Origin of the sequence: Streptomyces sp. YIM 130001 (assembly GCF_003574445.1) — a bacterium.
Classification (GTDB): Bacteria; Actinomycetota; Actinomycetes; order Streptomycetales; family Streptomycetaceae; genus Streptomyces.
In genome coordinates this window covers 180,612-199,960 of record NZ_KZ984548.1, presented here as the reverse complement: position 1 = coordinate 199,960, position 19,349 = coordinate 180,612, and the positions used below count along the sequence as shown (strand labels likewise).

Genomic DNA, 19,349 nt, shown 5'->3' with positions numbered 1-19,349 from the left:
TCCTGGTGGCGCGAATAGATGACCCCAGACTCACAGAAGGCCACCGTCGAGGTGCACCTCGACGGTGGCTCAGCTGCTTACTCGGTCCTTGAATCAGGACGAGGACGAGGAACTCGTCGAAACGCTGCTGGTGGTACAGGACGAGGCCATCACCTGCGCCACGTCGTCATTCTCACCAGCACCCTCGATAAGGTCCGAAATCTCGATAACGTCGAGCTCGATCTGCTGCTCCATTGATTACACCCCCTTTCATCAATGTGATTTCGAAGTTAGTGAGCCAACCGATCATCACGCAAGAGGGTCCGGTGTGACGATGGTCACAGCATAATCGGCCCCACTCGTTGGGCATGGGAGCAATGGGTCGCACGCGAGAACACATGACGACCCATCAAGGGGAACGGCTAAATCCGGGGGCTTATTCGTGCACGTGTTTGCCACTATCACGCAGGCCAATGGTTCGAATTTCAAAGAAACCTGCGTGCCGCTCATCCGCGCGCTGTTCAGTCGGTCACGTACCGCCGGCCACGGCCCCTATTACTTCGTCCGCACCTGGGACGCGCGCACCTCGGCAGACGTCCTGCACATCAGCATCGACGGGACGGCCGAACCTGACCACACCATCGCTGACCTGCAGAGATTGGCACGGGAGCATGGATGCACGGCAGAGGCGGCGGCGACGCCCGCGGAGAACACGCCCTCCCCTCTCTGGAACGCCGGATTCAGCGGAAGGGGATTCTCCGATTCCTCCCGACGGCTCTTCCAGAAGGCCGCCCCCATCCTCGTCGCGCACCTGAACCGTTCCGAACAGGCCAAGGATCCCCTCGCCTCCACCTTGGACGTACTGCGCCTGATGGCCGCGCACAGCAGAGCGACGCTCCTCGGATCTCCGCAGCGGGAAATCGAACGCTATGAATTTCGGGATCTGCTTCCGCTGCGCCTGCTCAGCTATCGCTCGCATTACGAGGCCGTATACCTGCGTACGAAGGACCCGGATTCCTTCGAGGCCGCCTGCTCCCGCTTCTACGAACAGGTAGGGCCGACGGTCCGTGAATTCATCGAACAGTGCGGCGGTCCGGACACCGCACCGATGCCGGACCCACTCCTCGAACAGTGGACCGAACTCGCCACGTCGGAATCACGCCAACTGGCCGATGATTTCGCGTCGGGCGCCCTGGTCAATTCCGGCCAAACCCTCGAAGACCTGGAACGCAAGCAAGGTGGCCCGGTCGCACCCACGCGATTCCATATACCACCCATCCCCGAGACCGAGCACTTGATACAGCGCGACCCCGACTTCATGGCGTTCCGACTGCTCACCAGCCTGATGTACAGCTGCCTGTACTCACTCGGTTTCAGTCTGGCCGAAAGATACGTCTTCTGTTACGTCCTCGCCCGCGCCAACGAAGAGGCCTGCGGGAAGTCGATGACGGACCTCAGGGACGACCTCGACGCCCTCGCCAAGGCCATCACGGCGGCGCACAGCACGACACCCTGACGACGGTCCGGTGACGACCGCCCCGCGACCCCACCCACCGACGAGCGCGCCCCGGTCCCGCACACCGGCGTCGGAGCCACACGACCGGCAGGAAGAAGAGCATGCACAGGGACAGCTACCAGGAGCACATATCGGCCGAGCTGCGCGCACTCGACAAGCTCGTCTCGCCCTACGGCCTGGTCTCCCACACCCGGGCACTGCCGGTACGCGAGGGCGAACCCGACTTCGCCGTCCACATGGCACACCTCGGTGTCCCCTCCCATGCCCTGACCCAACTCAGTACGTGGTCCGACGACGAGGACACGGGCAACTCGGACGGCGCCGGCACCGGCCTCACATCGGAACGCGCACGGCTGATCTCCGTCGCGGAGGGCCTCGAGCGCTACTCCACCTGCGCCTGGGACGAAGAGGAGATGGTCTTCGCCGCCGAGCGGGACCTCACCGAGGACCACGTGTCGCCGTCGCGGTGGCCCCGGTGCTCACCGGCCGAAATGGCACATGACGACTGCGGCATGTCCGAGTACGACCCCGCCGTGCCGATCCGCTGGGTACGAGCCTGGTCGCTGACCCGTCGGCTGCCCGTGCTGGTGCCCGCCATCTCCGTGTACCTGCACATGCCCTACCGGTCGACGTCCGAGGAGTTCACCCGCGGGATCTCCACCGGAGCAGCCGTCCACTCCGACGTACGCACCGCCGTGCTCGGTGGACTGCAGGAGGTGGTGGAGCGGGACGCCATCGCCCTGGTCTGGCTCCAGCGACTGCGACTGCCCGAGCTCCGGGTGGACCCCGCACGGCTCGGCCCCGGCACCCGGGAGTACCACAGGATCGGCACCTCGACGGACCTGCGGGTGAGGTTGTTCGACGCCACGACGGACCTCGGCATCCCGGTGATCTACGGCGTGCAGCTCGCCGACGCCGATCCCACGCTCGCGCAGGTCGTGGCGGCCACCTGCGATATCGACCCCGAGCGGGCCCTGGGCAAGATCTACCGCGAACTGTCCTCGCTGCGCGTGGCGTTGCACGGCTACGTCTCCGCGTACGCGGGGCGTGAACCTGACCCGTCCAAGGTGAGCGTGGTCGGAGGCGCCGTGCACAGCGCGGCCCGCGAACGTCGCGGAGTGTTCGGGTTCCTGTTGGACGGCGAGAGGCCTACGTACGGTCTGCAGGACATGCAGGGCCTGCCGGCGGGAGCCGACCCGCTCGACACCGCGGTCGCCCGGCTCGCCGCGCGGGGCGCAGAGGTCCTCGTCGCCGACATCACCACGGACGAAGCGCGCCAGGTGGGCATGCGCGCCGTCAAGGTCCTGGTGCCGGAGGCCATGCCCGTGTCGTTCGTGCACGGCGAGCGGTACCTGGGCACGCCGCGCCTGTACGAAGCACCTCGCGCGATGGGCCACCCGAGCCACCCCGAGGACGCGATCAACCCCGAGATACAGCCGTTCGCATGAGCGAGCAGAAGGAGCCGCGCACCATGCCGCACAATCCGCGTCCGCAGTGTCTCTATCTCATCGGCGACGCGTTCGGAAGAAGCCTCGTCGAGCACCGGGGCGTCCCCGCACGTCGGTGCGCGTCCTACGGAGACTTCCGGGACGGAGCGGCGGGGCCCGAGGATGTCGTCGTCCCCGTGCACTCCGGCGGAGCCCACGAGATGCGCGACGAGATCGACCGGATCTGCGCGGAACGCGGCACCGCGTCCCTGGGAGTCCAGCTGCTGCCGACCCGGATCGTCTGCGGTCCGGTGGCGGTACCCGGACGCACGGCGTGCTACGCCTGCCACCGCAAGCGCGCCGCACAGCACGCGGGTTCGGCGCTTCCGTACGACATGGACGCGGCCGTGGACGGGCTGCCCGAGGGATTCGGGCCGCACCATGTGGCCGTCGCCTCCGGCCTCCTCGAACTGGCTCTCACCGAGATCACCGACGGTGTCACCGGAATCGGGGGCACCGTCCGCACCTTCGACCTCGTCTCGGGCGCGGTGTCGGCAGCGCCGACCGTATCGGTGAACCGGTGTCCGCGGTGCGGCGGTCGATTCGCACGGGAACGCACGACAGGAGCCGTGCCGTTCCCGGAACTGGCGCGGTGAAGAGGGGATCGGTGTCATGGCTGCGGAGATGAAGGCAGAGCAGATCGGCCGTGCGGCACGTACGGACATGCAACTCACGGTCCCCGTCCGGCCCGTACTCCGACGTGGCGTACGCCTGCGCAGGGCGGGTGACGCCGTCGTCCTCGACGGAGCGGACCGTAAGCAGGCCTTCTCCGGCGCGTTCGCGCGCGAGGGGCTGGTGCCCTTGACCGAGGCCTGCGACGGCACCCGCGGCCACGCGGAACTGGCACTCGAGCTGGGGATGGACGAGGCCGCTGTCTACAAGTGCCTGGCCCTGCTCCGGACCGCGGGAGCCATCGAGGAGGCGCCCGGCGGAGAAGAGCCGAAGGTCGCCGCGGAGTGGGCCGTGCTGCTCTCCCGGCTGGGCAACTCCACGGGGGCGAACGCCTCCTGGGCGGACGCCGTCACACGGCTCGACCGGCGCGCGGTGCGCCTGGAGGGCGACCGCGAGCTCGTCAGCTCGGCCCGTCGCATCCTCGACGGAGTCTTTCGGACGGACCGGGACCCGGGCGGTGCGTCGGACGAGCTCACGGTGTTCTTCGAGACGGCAGCGTCGGCACCGCAGCTCGCAGACGTCGAGCAGCGCTGCCGAGAGAGCGGGCAGCCGCTCCTGCGTATCCGCGCGGACGCCACGACCGTCGTCATCGGCCCGTACGTGGACCCCGCGATCACGCCCTGCCTCGGCTGCGGCCGCCACGGCGAGCCGGGCCCGCCCGGTGAGCACCCCGGCCGACTGGACGACCTGGTCGTCGGCCTGGCCTCGCACCACATCGCGGCCCTGCTCACCCGGACCACGATCACCCAGCTGCCGATCGACTCCGTCGTGATCGATGCCGCGACGCTCAGCACCACCTACCGCCCGGCGGCCGTCCGCCCCGGGTGCCCGCGGTGCTCCGCCGCACGGGGCCCCGTCGCGCCGGAGCCGCCGGCCGGGGCCGTCTACGAGGCCTCGGTGGCGATCCCACCGCGCACGTTCCTCTCGCCCAGGGACCACCAGGCGCACTACCACTCCGGGAACCTCCGTCTGCAGTCGCAGTTCAAGGACTGGCCGAGCCGGACCCACACACCGCTCCCCGAGCCCGACGTCGGCCGACTCGCAGGCCCCGGACGGTCGGCCGCACGGACCTCCGGGTCCGGCGGCGACGTCCCGCTCACCCTGGACACCCTGGGACTCGTGCTGAAGACGGCCTTCGGCATCAGGGACGACCGGACCACTCCGTCGAACGTCAAGCGCTGGACCGCCGCGGCCGGGAACATCGGATGCACCACGGCGTACGTCGTGGTGCGCGACGGGCAGGTGCTGCCGCCGGGCGTCTACGCCTACGCCCAGGCCGACCACTCCCTCGCGCTGGTCTCCGGAGAAGTGCCCTCCGGAAACGCACCGTGCGACATCGTCATCACCGGGGACCTCAGGAAGATCATGACGAAGTACGGCACCTTCGGCCTCCGCCTCGTCTTCCTCGACGCAGGCTGCAGTCTGACCACGGCCCGCGAGGTCACCGGCCACCTCGGCGTGGCCTTCGCGCCCCACACCGACTGGGACGACGAGGCACTGTCCGCCATGCTCGGCATCTCACCGGCCGACGAACCGATCGCCGCGGTCGCGTCCCTGGGAGGCACGGCATGAGGAGCGACCTGACAGCCATGAACGCCGTACTGGAGGGCTTCGCCACCCGTACGAGCACCTCGGACGGCTTGGCCACCGAGCGGCACCCTGTCCCGTTCACGACAGCCGTGCCCGTCGAGCCGGCCCCCGAGGAGGACGGTCTCCGACCGGTCCACGACCTGCGGGACACCCTCCTGCGGCGCCGCTCCACCCTGCAGTACGCCACGCGCCCGGTACGCACCGAGACGGTTCTCTCGCTGTTGCGCGAGGTACTGGTCCGGGACGGGGACGACTGGGGGCTCGACACCGAGGCGGGCGCGCTCGAAGGTTTCGTGTTCGCGCTGCGCAGCGAAGGCACGGAAGCGCCCGGCCTGTACCGGGTGACCGCGGAAGGGAGCTCCCGGCTCGCGGGGCTCGAGGCGCTGGGTCCGGCCGAGGATCTGGGCGTGCAGCGGGAGTTCGCCACCGCAGCGGGCATCGTCGCGCTCTACGCCGACCTGGACCGCTCGGACAGCTGGGCCGGTACCCATGGCTACCGCATCAGCGCCGTACGGGCGTCGATGGCGGCGTACGACTTCAATCTGCGGTGCCAGTCGCGGGGGCTCGTCGGCACTCTCTTCGGCGGGTTCATCCCCTCCGCCGTACACGACCTGGTGCACGGCGACGGCGTGCAACGCCACCCGCTGCTGGCCGCCACGTACGCCCATCCCGTGCAGGACTGAGCCACTCGCTCGTCCCGGACACGGAACGGCACAGGGCCCGTACGACGGAATGTCGTACGGGCCCTGCGTAGCGCTCAATTCAGAGCGACCGGGTCACCCCGATCAGCAAGTAATCGGGATTACTTGGTGATCTTGGTGACCTGGCCGGCGCCCACGGTCCGGCCACCCTCACGGATGGCGAACTTCAGGCCCTCCTCCATGGCGACGGGCTGGATGAGCTTGACGCTCATCTCGGTGTTGTCGCCGGGCATGACCATCTCGGTGCCCTCGGGGAGCTCCACAACACCGGTCACGTCAGTCGTACGGAAGTAGAACTGCGGACGGTAGTTGTTGAAGAACGGCGTGTGGCGGCCACCCTCGTCCTTGGACAGGATGTAGGCCTGGGCCTCGAACTCGGTGTGCGGCGTGACCGAACCGGGCTTGATGATGACCTGGCCGCGCTCGACGTCCTCGCGCTTGATGCCACGGAGGAGCAGACCGACGTTCTCACCGGCCTGGCCCTCGTCGAGCAGCTTGCGGAACATCTCGATGCCGGTGACCGTGGTGGTGGTCTTGTCCTGCTTGATGCCGATGATGTCGACGGTCTCGTTGACCTTGAGGACACCACGCTCGATACGACCGGTGACGACGGTGCCACGACCGGTGATCGTGAAGACGTCCTCGATCGGCATCAGGAACGGCTTGTCGACGTCACGCTCGGGCTGCGGGATGGCCTCGTCGACAGCCTTCATCAGGTTGAGGACGGACTCGCCCCACTCCTTGTCGCCCTCGAGCGCCTTCAGAGCCGAGACCTTGACGACCGGTACGTCGTCGCCCGGGAACTCGTACTCGGAGAGGAGCTCACGAACCTCGAGCTCGACGAGCTCCAGGATCTCCTCGTCGTCCACCATGTCGGCCTTGTTGAGGGCGACAACGATGTACGGCACGCCGACCTGGCGGGCCAGGAGCACGTGCTCCTTGGTCTGCGGCATCGGGCCGTCGGTCGCGGCAACCACCAGGATCGCGCCGTCCATCTGGGCGGCACCGGTGATCATGTTCTTGATGTAGTCCGCGTGACCGGGGCAGTCAACGTGCGCGTAGTGACGGTCCTCAGTCTGGTACTCGACGTGCGCGATCGAGATGGTGATACCGCGCTGGCGCTCCTCGGGCGCCTTGTCGATCATGTCGAAGGCCGAGGCCTCGTTCAGGTCCGGGTACGCGTCGTGCAGCACCTTGGTAATGGCGGCCGTGAGGGTCGTCTTACCGTGGTCGATGTGACCGATGGTGCCGATGTTGACGTGCGGCTTAGTCCGCTCGAACTTCGCCTTCGCCACTGGGGTCCTCCTGTGGAGTGGTTCTGTACGCCTTACTCATCGGCGCCAGGTGATCTTTGCTGGGATGCCCGGAGCCCGGGGCATTCCGTCCCGATGAGGGAGGGAATGCCCCAGCAGGCTCCGGTGACAAGCCTAAAGCGTCAACTCGGTTGAGTTATTCGCCCTTGGCCTTCGCGATGATCTCCTCGGCGACGTTCCTGGGAACCTCGGCGTAGGAGTCGAACTGCATCGAGTAGCTTGCGCGACCCGAAGTCTTGCTGCGGAGGTCTCCGACATAGCCAAACATCTCCGACAGCGGCACGAGGCCGATGACGAGCTTGGCACCCGAACGGTCTTCCATGGACTGGATCTGACCGCGACGGGAGTTGATGTCGCCGACGACGTCGCCCATGTAGTCCTCGGGCGTGGTCACCTCGACCTTCATCATCGGCTCGAGCAGGGCCGGGGAGGCCTTGCGGGCGGCCTCCTTGAAGGCCATCGAACCGGCGATCTTGAACGCCATCTCCGAGGAGTCGACCTCGTGGTAGGCGCCGTCGAGCAGCGTGACGCGGACACCCGTGAGCGGGTAACCGGCGAGCACGCCGAACTCCATGGCCTCCTGGCAGCCGGCGTCCACGGACGGGATGTACTCCCGCGGGACCCGGCCACCGGTGACCTTGTTCTGGAACTCGTAGCCGTCGCCCTCGAGAGGCTCGACCGCGATCTGCACCTTGGCGAACTGGCCGGAACCACCAGTCTGCTTCTTGTGCGTGTAGTCGAGGCGCTCGACCGGCTTGCGCAGCGTCTCGCGGTACGCGACCTGCGGCTTGCCGACATTGGCCTCGACGCGGAACTCGCGCTTCATGCGGTCGACGAAGACGTCCAGGTGGAGCTCGCCCATACCGGCGATGATCGTCTGGCCCGTCTCCTCGTCCGTCTTGGCGCGGAAGGACGGGTCCTCCTCGGCCAGGCGCTGGATGGCGACACCCAGCTTCTCCTGGTCGCCCTTGGACTTGGGCTCGATCGCGACCTCGATGACCGGCGCCGGGAAGTCCATGGACTCCAGGATCACCGGCTTCTTGTCGTCGCAGAGCGTCTCACCGGTGGTCGTCTGCTTCAGGCCCATGACGGCGACGATGTCGCCCGCGCCCACCGACTCGATCTCCTCACGCTTGTTCGCGTGCATGCGGTAGATCTTGCCGATGCGCTCCTTCTTGCCCTTGATGGGGTTCAGCACCGCAGTGCCGGCCAGCAGGCGACCCGAGTAGACCCGGATGAAGGTGAGCCTGCCCAGGTGCGGGTCGCTCGCGATCTTGAAGGCGAGCGCGGAGAGCGGCTCGTCCTCGGACGGCTTGCGCTCCACGACGACCTCGGGGTCCTTGACGTCGTGGCCCTCGATGGCCTCGACGTCCAGGGGCGAGGGCAGGTAACGCACGACCGCGTCGAGCAGGGGCTGAACGCCCTTGTTCTTGAAGGCGGTACCGCAGAACACCGGGGTGACAGTGGTGCCGTCGATGACCTTGCCGGAGGCGATGGTGATACGGCGCACGGCCGCGTAGAGCTGCTCCACGGTGGGCTCCTCGCCCTCCAGGTACAGCTCCATCATCTCGTCGTCGTTCTCGGCGACGGTCTCGAGGAGCTTGCCGCGCCACTCGTCGGCGGCTTCCTTGTGGGTGTCCGGGATGTCGACGGTGTCGTACATCTCGCCCTTGGAGGCCTCTGCGGACCAGACGAACGCCTTCATGGTGACGAGGTCGACGACACCCCTGAAGTCGGACTCCGCACCGATCGGGATCTGCATGACGATCGGGGTCGCGCCGAGGCGGTCCACGATCATGTCGACGCAGCGGTGGAACTCGGCACCGGTCCGGTCGAGCTTGTTGACGAAGCAGATACGCGGAACGCCGTAGCGGTCCGCCTGACGCCAGACGGTCTCGGACTGGGGCTCGACGCCGGCCACGCCGTCGAACACGGTCACAGCACCGTCGAGCACACGCAGGGAACGCTCCACCTCGACGGTGAAGTCGACGTGTCCCGGGGTGTCGATGATGTTGATCGTGTGGTCGACGTCTTCCAGCGGCCAGTGGCAGGTGGTGGCAGCGGACGTGATCGTGATGCCACGCTCCTGCTCCTGCTCCATCCAGTCCATCGTGGCAGCGCCGTCGTGGACCTCACCGATCTTGTACGAGACACCGGTGTAGAACAGGATCCGCTCGGTGGTCGTCGTCTTGCCCGCGTCGATGTGGGCCATGATCCCGATGTTGCGGACCTTGGCCAGGTCAAGCGAAGTGGTAGCCATAAGGCTTCAGTCTTCTCTCGGTTCTCTCGATGTCGGGTTCGACTACCAGCGGTAGTGCGCGAAGGCCTTGTTGGACTCGGCCATCTTGTGCGTGTCCTCGCGCTTCTTGACGGCCGCACCGAGGCCGTTCGAGGCGTCGAGCAGCTCGTTCGTCAGGCGCTCGGTCATCGTCTTCTCGCGGCGGGCGCGGGAGTAACCCACGAGCCAGCGCAGCGCGAGCGTGTTGGCACGGCCAGGCTTGACCTCGATCGGCACCTGGTACGTCGCGCCACCGACACGGCGGGACTTGACCTCGAGGGTCGGCTTGATGTTCTCGAGCGCGCGCTTCAGCGTGATGACCGGGTCGTTGCCCGACTTCTCACGGAGGCCCTCCATGGCGCCGTACACGATGCGCTCGGCGGTGGAGCGCTTGCCGTTCAGCAGCACCTTGTTGATGAGGGAGGTCACCAGAGGAGAACCGTAGACCGGGTCGATGATGACCGGGCGCTTCGGGGCGGGGCCCTTACGAGGCATTCTTACTTCTCCTTCTTGGCGCCGTAGCGGCTGCGGGCCTGCTTGCGGTTCTTGACCGCCTGGGTGTCGAGCGCACCACGGATGATCTTGTAGCGAACACCCGGCAGGTCCTTCACACGACCGCCACGCACGAGCACGATGGAGTGCTCCTGCAGGTTGTGCCCCTCACCCGGGATGTAGGCCGTGACCTCGATGCCGGAGGTCAGACGCACACGCGCGACCTTCCGCAGCGCCGAGTTCGGCTTCTTGGGGGTGGTGGTGAACACACGCGTGCAGACGCCGCGGCGCTGGGGCGAGGCCTCCAGGGCCGGGGTCTTGGTCTTCTCGACCTTGTCCTGCCGGCCCTTCCGGACCAGCTGCTGGATCGTAGGCACTACTTCTCCGGTTTCTGTGTGCCGTATAAAGCTAACCTGGAACTTCACCGACCCACGCGGTCGGGTGTGTCGAACGCTGCAGACTCCCGCACCAGGGCGAGGAGGGATGCAGATTGCGGTGTGTTCCTTTGAGAGGCTCTCCGCGCGGACTATGGGCACGCACGGAAGCCCAGGCACACCCCAGGCACAAGGTCTGAGCGTACCTACCTCACGGACTCCGGTCAAAACAAATGCGATGGCCCCCGACACGCCGGACTTGTCGCCCGCACCTGCCGGACGTTACCGGGACGAAACAGCCGCCGACGACAATCCTGCGCATGCGGATTGAACAGGTCGATTGGCACCACCCGGACGCCTCCGCGCTCCGTGCCGGCCAGCGGGCGGAGATCGCCCGGCGGTACGGCACCGACGACAGCGAGCCGGGCGTCCCACCCTCCGCCGACGACATCGCGGTGTTCCTCGTGGCCTACGCGGACGACGGCTCCCCCATCGCCTGCGGCGCCCTGCGCGACCTCGACGCCGGCACAGGTGAGATCAAGCGCATGTACGTGGACCCGCCGGCCCGCGGTTCCGGCGCCGCGTCCCTCGTACTCGCCGCCCTCGAGGACCGCGCCCGCGCCCGGAACCTGACCCGACTCCGCCTGGAGACCGGCGACAACCAGCCCGACGCCGTCCGCTTCTACACCCGCTCCGGCTACCGCCGCATCCCCAACTTCGGCCCGTACGCGGACGTGGCGGCGTCCCAGTGCTACGAGCGGGAGCTGTGAGCGGGCAGCACACTCCCCCACTCCCACACCCCCGCAGAACGCCGAAGGGCGGTCACCCCCGACAGGGGTGACCGCCCTTCAACTCAAGCTGCTCGCTTACTGGTTGTACGGACCGTAGTCGTAGTCCTCCAGCGGGACAGCCTGGCCGGAGCCGGTGCCGAACGGCGAGTAGTCGATGTCGTCGTAGCCGACGGCCGAGTACATCGCGGCCTTGGCCTCCTCGGTGGGCTCCACCCGGATGTTGCGGTAGCGGGACAGACCCGTACCGGCCGGGATGAGCTTACCGATGATGACGTTCTCCTTGAGGCCGATGAGCGAGTCGGACTTGGCGTTGATCGCCGCGTCCGTCAGCACTCGGGTCGTCTCCTGGAAGGAGGCGGCCGACAGCCAGGACTCCGTCGCCAGCGAGGCCTTGGTGATACCCATCAGCTGCGGACGACCCGAGGCCGGGTGTCCACCGGTCGTGACGACCCGGCGGTTCTCCGTCTCGAACTTCGAGCGCTCGACGAGCTCGCCCGGCAGCAGCTCCGCGTCGCCGGACTCGATGATCGTCACGCGGCGGAGCATCTGCCGGATGATGATCTCGATGTGCTTGTCGTGGATCGACACACCCTGCGAGTTGTAGACCTTCTGGACCTCGCCGACCAGGTGGACCTGGACCGCGCGCTGACCGAGGATCCGCAGCACGTCGTGCGGGTTGGTGGCACCCACCGTGAGCTTCTGGCCCACGTCGACGTGGTCGCCCTCGCCCACGAGCAGACGGGCACGCTTCGAGATCGGGAACGGCGTCTCGTCGCTGCCGTCGTCCGGGGTGACGACGAGCTTCTTGGTCTTCTCGGTCTCCTCGATCCGCACGCGGCCGGCGGCCTCGGAGATCGGGGCGACACCCTTCGGCGTACGAGCCTCGAAGAGCTCGACGACACGGGGCAGACCCTGGGTGATGTCGTCACCGGCCACACCACCGGTGTGGAAGGTACGCATCGTCAGCTGGGTACCGGGCTCACCGATGGACTGGGCGGCGATGATGCCGACCGCCTCACCGATGTCGACCAGCTTGCCGGTGGCGAGCGAACGGCCGTAGCAGAAGGCACAGGTGCCGACCGCCGACTCACAGGTCAGGACCGAGCGGGTCTTGACCTCCTCGACGCCGTTGGCGACCAGGGCGTCGATGAGCACGTCACCGAGGTCCACGTTGGCCGGCGCGATGACCTTGCCGTCGATGACGACGTCCTCGGCGAGCATGCGGGCGTACACCGAGGTCTCGACGTCCTCGGCCTTCCGCAGGATGCCGTCGGCGCCCTTCTCGGCGATCCGCAGCTTCAGACCGCGGTCGGTGCCGCAGTCCTCCTCGCGGATGATCACGTCCTGCGAGACGTCGACCAGACGACGGGTCAGGTAACCCGAGTCGGCCGTACGCAGGGCGGTGTCCGCCAGACCCTTACGGGCACCGTGCGTGGAGATGAAGTACTCCAGTACGGACAGACCCTCACGGAACGAGGCCTTGATGGGCCGCGGGATGGTCTCGTTCTTGGCGTTGGACACCAGACCACGCATACCGGCGATCTGACGCATCTGCATCATGTTTCCGCGAGCGCCCGAATTCACCATCATGTAGATGGGGTTGGTCTTCGGGAAGTTCGCGTTCATCGCGTCGGCGACCTCGGCCGTCGCACGCGTCCAGATGGTGATCAGTTCGTTGGTGCGCTCGTCCTTGGTGATCAGACCGCGCTCGTACTGCTTCTGGACCTTCTCGTCCTGCGCCTCGTACCCGGCGACGATCTCCTTCTTCGCGTCGGGGACGACGATGTCGGAGATGGCCACGGTGACGCCGGAGCGGGTCGCCCAGAAGAAGCCGGCCGCCTTCAGGTTGTCGAGCGTCGCCGCCACGATGACCTTCGGGTAGCGCTCGGCGAGGTCGTTGACGATCTCGGAGAGCTGCTTCTTGCCGACCGTGTAGTCCACGAACGGGTAGTCCTCGGGCAGCAGCTCGTTGAAGAGCGCGCGGCCCAGGGTCGTCCGCAGACGGAACGAGTCGCCCTGCTGCCAGGGGCCCTGGCCGAGTGCCTCGTCGGCCTCGTCCTCGGCCGGCGGGGTCCAGCCGCGCGGCGGGATGGTGCCCACCGGGAAGCGGATGTCGACCTTCGCCTGCAGCGAGAGCTCCTTGGCGTCGAACGCCATGGTCGCCTCGGCCGAGGAGCCGAAGGAACGGCCCTCACCGATGACCTTGCGCTCCGCCTCGTCGGTCGTGAGGAAGAACGTGCCGAGCACCATGTCCTGAGTCGGCATGGTGACCGGACGGCCGTCGGCCGGCTTCAGGATGTTGTTCGAGGACAGCATCAGGATGCGCGCCTCGGCCTGCGCCTCCGCGGAGAGCGGCAGGTGAACGGCCATCTGGTCACCGTCGAAGTCCGCGTTGAACGCGGTACAGACGAGCGGGTGGATCTGAATGGCCTTGCCCTCGACCAGCTGCGGCTCGAAGGCCTGGATGCCGAGGCGGTGCAGCGTCGGCGCACGGTTCAGCAGAACCGGGTGCTCGGCGATGACCTCTTCCAGGACGTCGTACACGACCGTGCGGCCGCGCTCGACCATGCGCTTGGCCGACTTGATGTTCTGCGCGTGGTTCAGGTCGACCAGACGCTTCATCACGAACGGCTTGAAGAGCTCCAGCGCCATGGCCTTCGGCAGACCGCACTGGTGCAGCTTGAGCTGCGGACCGACGACGATCACGGAACGCGCGGAGTAGTCCACACGCTTACCGAGCAGGTTCTGACGGAAGCGGCCCTGCTTGCCCTTGAGCATGTCGGACAGCGACTTCAGCGGGCGGTTGCCGGGGCCCGTGACCGGGCGACCACGACGGCCGTTGTCGAAGAGCGCGTCGACGGCCTCCTGGAGCATGCGCTTCTCGTTGTTCACGATGATCTCGGGGGCACCGAGGTCGAGAAGGCGCTTCAGGCGGTTGTTGCGGTTGATCACGCGGCGGTACAGGTCGTTCAGGTCGGAGGTCGCGAAGCGGCCACCGTCCAGCTGCACCATCGGACGCAGGTCCGGCGGGATGACCGGCACGCAGTCGAGCACCATGCCCTTGGGGCTGTTGCTGGTCTGCAGGAACGCGGAGACGACCTTGAGGCGCTTGAGCGCACGGGTCTTCTTCTGGCCCTTGCCGGTACGGATGATCTCGCGGAGGCGCTCGGCCTCCTCGTTGAGGTCGAAGGACTCGAGGCGCTTCTGCAGCGCCGCGGCACCCATCGAGCCGTCGAAGTACGTGCCGAAACGGTCACGCAGCTCGCGGTAGAGCAGCTCGTCGCCCTCGAGGTCCTGGACCTTGAGGTTCTTGAAGCGGCTCCACACCTCGTCGAGACGGTCGATCTCGCGCTGCGCACGGTCACGCAGCTGCTTCATCTCACGCTCGGCGCCCTCGCGCACCTTGCGGCGCACATCGGCCTTGGCACCCTCGGCCTCGAGCTCGCCCAGGTCGGTCTCGAGCTTCTTGGCGCGGGCCTCGAGGTCCGAGTCCCGCCGGTTCTCGATCTGCTGGCGCTCGACGGAGACGTGTGCCTCCAGGGACGGCAGGTCGCGGGTACGACGCTCCTCGTCCACGAACGTGATCATGTAGGCGGCGAAGTAGATGACCTTCTCGAGGTCCTTCGGCGCGAGGTCGAGCAGGTATCCCAGGCGCGACGGGACGCCCTTGAAGTACCAGATGTGGGTGACGGGAGCGGCAAGCTCGATGTGGCCCATCCGCTCACGACGCACCTTGGCGCGAGTGACCTCGACGCCGCAGCGCTCGCAGATGATGCCCTTGAAGCGGACACGCTTGTACTTGCCGCAGTAGCACTCCCAGTCCCGGGTCGGACCGAAGATCTTCTCGCAGAAGAGTCCGTCCTTCTCGGGCTTGAGCGTGCGGTAGTTGATGGTCTCCGGCTTCTTCACTTCGCCGTGGGACCAGGTCCGGATGTCGTCCGCGGTGGCAAGGCCGATCCGCAGCTCGTCGAAGAAGTTGACGTCGAGCACTTTGTCGTCAATCCCTCTTTCGGGGGTCGTGCCCCTCGCACTCAGCGAGCGAAAGGGCGCTAAATCATGGTCTGTACGGGTCCGGGGCGGGGTCGGGGCCTCTCAGGGAGAGGCCCCGACCAGACCCGTCAGACCTCTTCGACGCTGCTCGGCTCGCGCCGGGACAGGTCGATACCGAGCTCCTCCGCGGCGCGGAAGACGTCCTCGTCCGTGTCGCGCATCTCGATGGACATGCCGTCCGAGGACAGCACCTCCACGTTCAGGCACAGGGACTGCATCTCCTTGATGAGCACCTTGAAGGACTCGGGGATGCCGGGCTCCGGGATGTTCTCGCCCTTGACGATGGCCTCGTAGACCTTCACGCGGCCGGTCACGTCGTCGGACTTGATCGTCAGCAGCTCCTGGAGGGCGTACGCGGCGCCGTAAGCCTCCAGCGCCCACACCTCCATCTCACCGAAGCGCTGGCCACCGAACTGCGCCTTACCACCGAGCGGCTGCTGGGTGATCATCGAGTACGGGCCGGTCGACCGAGCGTGCAGCTTGTCGTCGACCAGGTGGTGGAGCTTGAGGATGTACATGTAGCCGACGGAGATCGGCTCCGGGAACGGCTCGCCGGACCGGCCGTCGAACAGGTTGGCCTTGCCCGAGGGCAGCACCATCCGGTTGCCGTCGCGGTTCGGGACCGTGGACTCGAAGAGGCCGGCGATCTCGTCCTCGCGGGCACCGTCGAAGACCGGCGTCGCGACGTTGGACCCGGGGGCCACCTCGTCGGCGCCGATCGCCTTCAGGCGCTCCATCCACTCCTCGGCACCCTGGACGTTCCAGCCCTGGCTGGCGAGCCAGCCGAGGTGGATCTCCAGGACCTGTCCCGGGTTCATTCGGGACGGGACACCGAGCGGGTTGAGGATGATGTCGACCGGGGTGCCGTCCTCCAGGAACGGCATGTCCTCGATCGGGTTGATCTTCGAGATGACGCCCTTGTTGCCGTGACGGCCGGCGAGCTTGTCACCGTCGGTGATCTTGCGCTTCTGCGCCACGTACACGCGCACCAGCTGGTTCACACCGGGGGGAAGCTCGTCGCCCTCCTCGCGGTCGAAGACGCGGACGCCGATGACCTTGCCGGTCTCGCCGTGCGGCACCTTCAGTGAGGTGTCACGGACCTCGCGGGCCTTCTCGCCGAAGATCGCGCGCAGCAGGCGCTCCTCGGGCGTCAGCTCGGTCTCGCCCTTGGGCGTGACCTTGCCGACGAGGATGTCGCCGGCGACGACCTCGGCACCGATCCGGATGATGCCGCGCTCGTCGAGGTCGGCGAGGACCTCCTCGGAGACGTTCGGGATGTCCCGGGTGATCTCCTCCGGACCGAGCTTGGTGTCACGGGCGTCGACCTCGTGCTCCTCGATGTGGATCGAGGAGAGGACGTCGTCCTGCACCAGACGCTGGCTGAGGATGATGGCGTCCTCGTAGTTGTGGCCCTCCCACGGCATGAACGCCACGAGGAGGTTCTTGCCGAGCGCCATCTCGCCGTCTTCGGTCGAGGGGCCGTCCGCGAGGACCTGGCCCTCGATGACACGCGCGCCCTCGTTGACGACGACCTTCTGGTTGAAGGAGGTGCCCTGGTTGGAGCGGGAGAACTTGGCGATGCGGTACGTGGTGTACGTGCCGTCGTCGTTGGCCACCGTGACGTAGTCCGCGGAGACCTCCTGGACGACACCGTCCTTCTCGGCCTTGATGACGTCGCCGGCGTCGACCGCGCAGCGGTACTCCATGCCGGTGCCGACCAGCGGCGACTCCGCCTTGATCAGCGGAACGGCCTGGCGCATCATGTTCGATCCCATGAGCGCGCGGTTGGCGTCGTCGTGCTCGAGGAACGGGATCATCGCGGTCGCGACCGACACCATCTGGCGCGGCGAGACGTCCATGTAGTTGACGTCGTCGCCCGGGATGTAGTCGACCTCGCCGCCACGGCGGCGGACCAGGACGCGGTTCTCGGCGAAGTGCAGATCGTTCGTCAGCGGCGCGTTGGCCTGCGCGATGACGAATCGGTCCTCTTCGTCGGCCGTCAGGTAGTCGACGTCGTCGGTGACGACGCCGTCGACGACCTTGCGGTACGGAGTCTCGATGAAACCGAAGGCGTTGACCCGGCCGTACGAGGCGAGCGAACCGATCAGACCGATGTTCGGTCCTTCGGGCGTCTCGATCGGACACATGCGGCCGTAGTGCGAGGGGTGCACGTCACGGACCTCGAAGCCGGCCCGCTCACGGGACAGACCACCCGGGCCGAGCGCGTTGAGACGACGCTTGTGCGTCAGGCCCGACAGCGGGTTCGTCTGGTCCATGAACTGCGACAGCTGGCTGGTGCCGAAGAACTCCTTGATGGAGGCGACGACCGGCCGGATGTTGATCAGGGTCTGCGGCGTGATCGCCTCGACGTCCTGAGTCGTCATCCGCTCACGGACCACGCGCTCCATACGAGCCAGACCCGTACGGACCTGGTTCTGGATGAGCTCGCCGACGCTGCGGATGCGGCGGTTGCCGAAGTGGTCGATGTCGTCGGTCTCGACGACGACGCCCTGGCCGTTGTCCCCGACCGTCTCGGTCTCGCCGGCGTGCAGCTTCACCAGGTACTTGATCGAGGCGATGATGTCCTCGACCGTGAGGATGCCCGCGTCGAGCGGAGCGTCCGCACCCAGCTTCTTGTTGACCTTGTAACGGCCGACCTTCGCGAGGTCGTAGCGCTTCGGGTTGAAGTAGAGGTTCTCGAGCAGAGTCTGCGCGGCCTCACGCGTCGGGGGCTCGCCCGGACGCAGCTTGCGGTAGATGTCGAGCAGCGCGTCGTCCTGCCCCTGGGTGTGGTCCTTCTCCAGGGTGGCGCGCATGGACTCGTACTCGCCGAACTCCTCGAGGATCTGCTCGGTGGTCCAACCGAGAGCCTTCAGGAGAACGGTGATGGACTGCTTGCGCTTGCGGTCGATGCGCACACCGACCATGTCGCGCTTGTCGATCTCCATCTCCAGCCAGGCACCACGTGACGGGATGACCTTGACGGAGAAGATGTCCTTGTCGGACGTCTTGTCGATGGAGGAGTCGAAGTAGACGCCGGGCGAGCGGACCAGCTGCGAGACGACGACACGCTCGGTGCCGTTGATGCAGAAGGTGCCCTTGTCGGTCATGAGCGGGAAGTCGCCCATGAAGACCGTCTGGGACTTGATCTCGCCGGTCTCGTTGTTCGTGAACTCTGCGGTGACGAAGAGCGGAGCGGCGTACGTGAAGTCGCGCTCCTTGCACTCGTCGATCGAGTTCTTCGGGGGCTCGAAGCGGTGGTCGCGGAAGGTCAGCGACATCGACCCGGAGAAGTCCTCGATCGGGGAGATCTCCTCGAAGATCTCCTCCAAACCGGACTTGGTGGGGACGTCCTGTCCACTGTCCAGGGCTGCCTCGACACGACCCTTCCACGCGTCATTGCCGAGCAGCCAGTCAAAGCTTTCGGTCTGCAGCGCAAGAAGGTTCGGAACCTCGAGGGGCTCCCTGATCTTTGCAAAAGAGATGCGCAGCGGGGCGGTGCTGGCGCCGTTGTTCGTATTCGCGGTCGAGGCGGTGCGCGAGGCGGCCAAGAGGGGGTCCTTCCGAGGGCTCGGACTCACTACGCGCGTGCCGGTCCCACAAAAGCCGACGCCAAGAACTCCCACCTCAGGGATGTCGATCGGCGATGGCTCATGCGAGGGCTTGCCCCTGGTGACGGGCAGGGGGCAGCTAACAGGCAGCGCAAAGGGTCAGTGTAGCCACTTGGCCCACTGATGTCCAGAGCGGGTATTTTTCAAGACCCACGACATCCTCGGCATCCCGCCGTTATCAACACCTTCGGCCGACCCCTCGCCGTTCGGCGCCATATCCACACTGCCCTCTTCGCCACCGATCCATGCCTCGGATACGGATCGATGTGACGACGCGTCCTGAGAATTGCGCGCCGCGTGCGGTTCGTCAAGGCCCCCCAGTCCAAATCCGAGCCCTTGTGATCGCCACCGGACCGGGTCTGGGCACAACCAAGATCACCATACTCGGCCGCAACCGCCACGCAAGGCAGCCTCCCCAAGGACGCCGAAGGGCGACCACCCATATGGGTGATCGCCCTTCAGTGCTTGCGCGTTACAGCGCGATGCGCGGTTTCG

The 19,349-nt window shown here is 66.8% G+C and carries 13 protein-coding genes; 6 read left to right on the top strand and 7 right to left on the bottom strand.

Annotated elements, in window-relative coordinates:
* Positions 1–93 precede the first annotated feature (93 nt).
* Complete coding sequence (locus DSC45_RS00935; RefSeq protein WP_119286194.1) at positions 94–234, bottom strand: thiocillin/thiostrepton family thiazolyl peptide; 141 nt, start codon at positions 232–234, stop codon at positions 94–96.
* Positions 235–421: 187 nt separating this feature from the next.
* Here DSC45_RS00935 and DSC45_RS00930 point away from each other — a divergent pair, with 187 nt between their 5' ends.
* From DSC45_RS00930 to DSC45_RS00910, 5 genes are all read left to right on the top strand, one after another.
* Positions 422–1,495: a hypothetical protein gene (locus DSC45_RS00930; protein WP_162929078.1), complete on the top strand. Its 1,074-nt coding sequence runs from the start codon at positions 422–424 to the stop codon at positions 1,493–1,495.
* 101 nt (positions 1,496–1,596) lie between these two features.
* Positions 1,597–2,943 carry a YcaO-like family protein gene (locus DSC45_RS00925; RefSeq protein WP_119286192.1) on the top strand — a complete coding sequence of 449 codons (1,347 nt, stop codon included), beginning with the start codon at positions 1,597–1,599 and terminating at the stop codon, positions 2,941–2,943.
* The gene (locus tag DSC45_RS00920) at positions 2,940–3,578 is read left to right on the top strand and encodes a cyclodehydratase (RefSeq protein WP_119286191.1); all 639 of its coding nucleotides are present in this window, start codon (positions 2,940–2,942) and stop codon (positions 3,576–3,578) included. Before DSC45_RS00925 ends, DSC45_RS00920 begins: the two co-directional genes overlap by 4 nt.
* Before the next feature lie 16 nt (positions 3,579–3,594).
* Entirely contained in the window at positions 3,595–5,226 is a 1,632-nt protein-coding gene (locus DSC45_RS00915) for a tpaE (RefSeq protein WP_119286190.1), read from the top strand.
* Between the two features lie 17 nt (positions 5,227–5,243).
* Positions 5,244–5,927 (top strand): tpaF, encoded by a 684-nt coding sequence (locus DSC45_RS00910; RefSeq protein ID WP_240434303.1) that lies wholly within the window; start codon positions 5,244–5,246, stop codon positions 5,925–5,927.
* 119 nt (positions 5,928–6,046) lie between these two features.
* Here DSC45_RS00910 and tuf read toward each other — a convergent pair whose 3' ends face one another.
* The 4 genes from tuf to rpsL form a co-directional block, all read right to left on the bottom strand.
* A complete protein-coding gene (gene tuf, locus DSC45_RS00905) occupies positions 6,047–7,240 on the bottom strand; it encodes an elongation factor Tu (RefSeq protein ID WP_119286188.1) in 1,194 nt (397 codons plus the stop codon).
* Positions 7,241–7,394: 154 nt separating this feature from the next.
* On the bottom strand, positions 7,395–9,518 hold the full coding sequence (gene fusA, locus DSC45_RS00900) for an elongation factor G (protein ID WP_119286187.1): 2,124 nt from the start codon (positions 9,516–9,518) through the stop codon (positions 7,395–7,397).
* 42 nt (positions 9,519–9,560) lie between these two features.
* Complete coding sequence (rpsG, locus tag DSC45_RS00895; protein ID WP_119286186.1) at positions 9,561–10,031, bottom strand: 30S ribosomal protein S7; 471 nt, start codon at positions 10,029–10,031, stop codon at positions 9,561–9,563.
* A gap of 2 nt (positions 10,032–10,033) precedes the next feature.
* The gene (rpsL, locus tag DSC45_RS00890; protein ID WP_007265893.1) at positions 10,034–10,405 is read right to left on the bottom strand and encodes a 30S ribosomal protein S12; all 372 of its coding nucleotides are present in this window, start codon (positions 10,403–10,405) and stop codon (positions 10,034–10,036) included.
* Positions 10,406–10,722: 317 nt separating this feature from the next.
* Between rpsL and DSC45_RS00885 the strand changes: the two genes are divergently transcribed.
* Positions 10,723–11,172: a GNAT family N-acetyltransferase gene (locus DSC45_RS00885; RefSeq protein ID WP_119286185.1), complete on the top strand. Its 450-nt coding sequence runs from the start codon at positions 10,723–10,725 to the stop codon at positions 11,170–11,172.
* 96 nt (positions 11,173–11,268) lie between these two features.
* Here DSC45_RS00885 and DSC45_RS00880 read toward each other — a convergent pair whose 3' ends face one another.
* The gene (locus DSC45_RS00880; protein WP_119286184.1) at positions 11,269–15,183 is read right to left on the bottom strand and encodes a DNA-directed RNA polymerase subunit beta'; all 3,915 of its coding nucleotides are present in this window, start codon (positions 15,181–15,183) and stop codon (positions 11,269–11,271) included.
* 128 nt (positions 15,184–15,311) lie between these two features.
* Complete coding sequence (gene rpoB, locus DSC45_RS00875) at positions 15,312–18,794, bottom strand: DNA-directed RNA polymerase subunit beta (RefSeq protein ID WP_119286183.1); 3,483 nt, start codon at positions 18,792–18,794, stop codon at positions 15,312–15,314.
* Between the last annotated feature and the right edge of the window lie 555 nt (positions 18,795–19,349).